This window comes from Protofrankia sp. Cr1 (assembly GCF_963555865.1).
Lineage (GTDB): Bacteria > Actinomycetota > Actinomycetes > Frankiales > Frankiaceae > Protofrankia.
In genome coordinates this window covers 10,618-14,477 of record NZ_CAUVXO010000100.1, presented here as the reverse complement: position 1 = coordinate 14,477, position 3,860 = coordinate 10,618, and the positions used below count along the sequence as shown (strand labels likewise).

Below are 3,860 nucleotides of genomic sequence, written 5' to 3'. Positions count from 1 at the left end.
CGCAGGCCGGGCCGGAGCACGCCGGTGTCGGCGCGTCCTGGCCGCAGATCCGACCCCGAGTACAGCACTCTCCCTATGGACCCACGCATCAGCGGGGATGAAGGCGTCGAGACGACGACGACAACGGGAGGCCACCATGGGCAACTGCGAGGTTTGCGGCAATGACTACGAGATGAGCTTCGAGGTTCACGCCCAGGGCTCAGTACACACGTTCGACAGTTTCGAATGCGCGATCCATTCGATGGCACCGATCTGTGACCACTGCGGAGTGAAGATCTCCGGGCATGGCGCCCAGACCAACGGGCAGTTCTTCTGTTGTGCCCACTGCGCCCGGGCAGCAGGCAGAACAGAACTTCGCGACCACGCATAGGGGCTGTCCGGTGGATATTGGTCGATGCGGGCGATGATCCATCGGACAGGTCCTGGAGACCCTCGGTACCGAAGGGCGTGCGGAAAAAGAAATGATCGCACGCCCTTCGGCCGCTCCAACCGCCTATTTCGGTCGGCTGTAGGACGCGACGTCGGCACTCTCGATCGGGCCGTTCGCTATCGCGATGCCACCGGGCACGTCCGCGGCCCGTCCGACGTAACTCGCCTTCGTCGGCGACACACCGAGTTGCGAATAGTCCACCGGTGGGACCAGACCGCCCGTCTCGACCTGGGCCATGCTGCTCTTCGCGGCGAGCAGACCTTCGCGGGTCAGATCGCCGTTACTGCACGCCTTTTCCAGAATTTTGTCCATCACCATGGCCTCGGCCCAGCCGTCCACTGCGCCGATACCGGGTGACCGCTGATCATGGGTGGCGGCGAAGGCGTCACGTATCTCCCTCGCGCTCGGCTCCAGAAAGCCGACCGACGGCAACGCCAGGTAGAGGTTCTTCTTCAACGCCGGCCCGGCGGGGCCGGTCAGCAGGCTGGGGGCGAAGCCCACATTGCTGGCGAGAATCGGCACATCCAGCCCCAGCGCACTCGCGGCGCTCGCCACCGACGCGGTCTGTGCCGGTGTACCGGTGAACAGGATTGCGCTGACCTTCCTGGCCGCGAGCGCGGTCACCACAGAGGTCATGTCGGTCCTGTTCGGGTCGATCTTCTCCTCGACCAGAGAAAGCTGGTGCTGCCTGGCCATGTAGGCCGAACCCAGCAACGCGCTCCTGCCCAACTCGTTGTCGTGATAGATGTGACCTATCGTGCCACCAGGGCTGATCTTTTTCTGCCCGAGCAGATAGTCAATCCCATTGATCATCTGGATGTCGTAGGTTGCACCGACAAGCGTGTAGTACCTGTTGTCCGTAAGAGCCGGCGCCCACGTCTCCGCCATTGTCATCATCTTATCGGATTCGATCAGCGGGCTGAGCTTCGCTGCCATCGGCGAACCGAGCAGCTGCTCGATCGCGAGGACCTTGCCCTTCATCCCGCCATAGAGCTCCACGGCACGGGCGGTGTCATACCCATGATCTTTGATGTCAAGTACGACACTGTAGCGATTGCATACTCCGCCAGTCGAGTTTCGCAGGTCCCAATAGAGCTGCTGCGCATCGGTCAGATCCTTCGCAAGGCCTTTGAACGCCCCCGACAAATCGGTGAGTACACCCAGCGTAATGGCGTCGCCCGAGACACCCACACCGGTTTTGATCTTACCGCCGGCTTCATGTGTCGCATCCGAAGTCTCGCTGCTCGTCGCCGTTTCCGTGCCACAACCCGCACCGGCGAGGACGAGTACGCCGGCAACAAACAGGGATACCGCACTCCGACGCCCCAATAAGATCATATTCTTCCGTCCCGACGCAAGGACCTTCCGGTCTGCGCGGGTGCACAGGGAAGCCACCACAACACGCATGGACGCACAGCGAGCCGGTCGTCGGTTTGACACTTCGACACCGGCTTGTCCGGTTTCAGTACAATAAATACAAGATGCGCGTTCGGCAAACAGGGCAGACTCCTGAAAGCGATATATAACAGGAAAGCAGAATGGGCGCTATTGCTACCACAGGCGCCCCGCAGAGCTCAAGCTCGGCAGTCGTGAGAGTATGATCATGAAATGTCCCGTGGCGCGGCAGGGAGAGACGCGGCGCGTCTGCTGGCCATCCGAGTGGCGAGCGCCAACGGCAGCTGGGCGCTGAGACCGCCAGCCCGCACGAGCCGGCGCGGATCTCGTCCCGGAACGACAACGGTCCGGAAGGCGCCATCCCGGTTTCGGGGAACCTCCCGGACCTACCGACGGGGCCGTGTCACGGCGCGAGCAGCGCGGAAACGCTGATCATCCCAGGGACAAGAGAGCACGTTCTGCAGCCCTGCGGTGGTGGAGATCTTCGACTGGCAGACCGCCTCGCCTTCCAGTCGAAGATCCTAAAGACGCCTGGACGTACCAGGGCGCCCCCACTGTCAGCGGCCTTGACACATCGGAAGAACAACTGTTGCCCACACTTGAGACAACCGCCGTACCGACATCCCCCTCGGTCCTAGCCTGATCACATCTCAAGTAGCCGGAGATCCCCGAACAACCAACAACTCGTGAATTCCAGAACTTATCGACCAAAACGGCAGGGCAAGGAGAATCCGATGCATCCGATCGCACCGGCGTGGAGCTATACCTCGCTTCCCACGGATGGGACCCCCTTGAGGAGCGCGCGGACCTCCGCCTCCCGATAGCGGCGGTGGCCGCCAAGGGTGCGTATCGAAGTGAGCTTGCCCGCCTTGGCCCACCTGGTCACGGTCTTCGGGTCAACTCGGAACATGGTTGCCACTTCGGCGGGCGTCAGCAGCGGCTCAGCGTCCGGTGTTCTCGTCGTCATTGTGTTGGCCTCCCGTCACAGAGCGTTGCTCCGTCCCATACAGATCGTGCATCCTTCGGGGGCATTTCGGACATGGCACGTCAGGACCATCTGCTGACTAGTCACACGACGTCCGAAGCGAGCAACCACGCTCAGTTAGTGGTTGCAAACCATCAGCTTGCCGACTCCCGTGCCTGAACCGGTCTCCACCGGTTCAGGACCCGTTCATAGGCCACGACCGCCACATCTGTTCGCCCTAGGCGTAATGCACTGAGGGCCTCATCAAGGTCTTCGACCGACGTGTCGTCACGCAGAGCGTCGTCATCGAGCAGATCCACGAGTCCGCCGTAGTCGAGTTCGATCCGGCTGTGTGGGTGGAAGTCCGCCAGCCACTGTCTGATCTCGGCCAGACCGTCGACGCCCGGTGAGTCCGGAGCGACGCGACGCAGCATCTCCAATGCCTCCAGCGCCTGTCCGACCCGCCGCTGGGCAAGGCTCAGCGACGTCCGGTAGGACAGCGACCGGTCGGCGCTGTCACCGGTGACCAACAGGCGCTCCGAGGGATCGAACAGGACGAACCACGGTGGCGGCACCATCCAGGTGCAGGTCTGGACGTAGACCTTGAGATCCGGGCGGCGGGTCCGCCAACGGTCGAGCTCGGTCTCGGCCGGGTCTGCGAGCCGTCGCGGGATGAACGCCTCCGCCACCCGATCCGGCAACCCACCGCGAAACTCCATCGCCGCCTGCCACACCCGCAGCTGGGTGTACCAGGGGCAGACGAACATCAGCCCGTCCGCCACCTGGATGAAGGCCGACTCGTCGGCGACGTCCAGCGACGGCCGGATGGTTGCGACGAGGGCCACGACCCGCTCCTGGCGGGCGCCGGCACGGCGGCTCGGAACACGGCCCTTGGCGGCATACCGCTCCCAACGAAGCCGATCGGCCTGCGGGAACGCCGCCAGCGGCTCGTACACCCGCAGATAGGCCGCTGGACTGACCACAGGAGCCACAGACAGATCCTGGCATGCCCGAAGCCTCAGTGGGTTGTCGCGGGCCCGTCAGCGGCATCTGAGCGGCACGTGAGCGGCC

General features: G+C 63.4%; 4 protein-coding genes. 1 reads left to right on the top strand and 3 read right to left on the bottom strand.

Annotated features, from left to right (window positions below):
• Positions 1-136: 136 nt before the first annotated feature.
• The gene (locus U9980_RS28515) at positions 137-370 is read left to right on the top strand and encodes a hypothetical protein (RefSeq protein ID WP_416210226.1); all 234 of its coding nucleotides are present in this window, start codon (positions 137-139) and stop codon (positions 368-370) included.
• Positions 371-493: 123 nt separating this feature from the next.
• On the opposite strand, the gene U9980_RS10825 is transcribed toward U9980_RS28515, so the two are convergent.
• The 3 genes from U9980_RS10825 to U9980_RS10815 form a co-directional block, all read right to left on the bottom strand.
• Positions 494-1,768, bottom strand: coding sequence for an ABC transporter substrate-binding protein (locus tag U9980_RS10825; RefSeq protein WP_322767790.1), 1,275 nt, complete (start codon positions 1,766-1,768; stop codon positions 494-496).
• Between the two features lie 817 nt (positions 1,769-2,585).
• A complete protein-coding gene (gene bldC, locus U9980_RS10820; protein WP_322750297.1) occupies positions 2,586-2,792 on the bottom strand; it encodes a developmental transcriptional regulator BldC in 207 nt (68 codons plus the stop codon).
• A gap of 152 nt (positions 2,793-2,944) precedes the next feature.
• Positions 2,945-3,781, bottom strand: a complete 837-nt coding sequence (locus U9980_RS10815) for a hypothetical protein (RefSeq protein ID WP_322750296.1) — start codon at positions 3,779-3,781, stop codon at positions 2,945-2,947.
• Between the last annotated feature and the right edge of the window lie 79 nt (positions 3,782-3,860).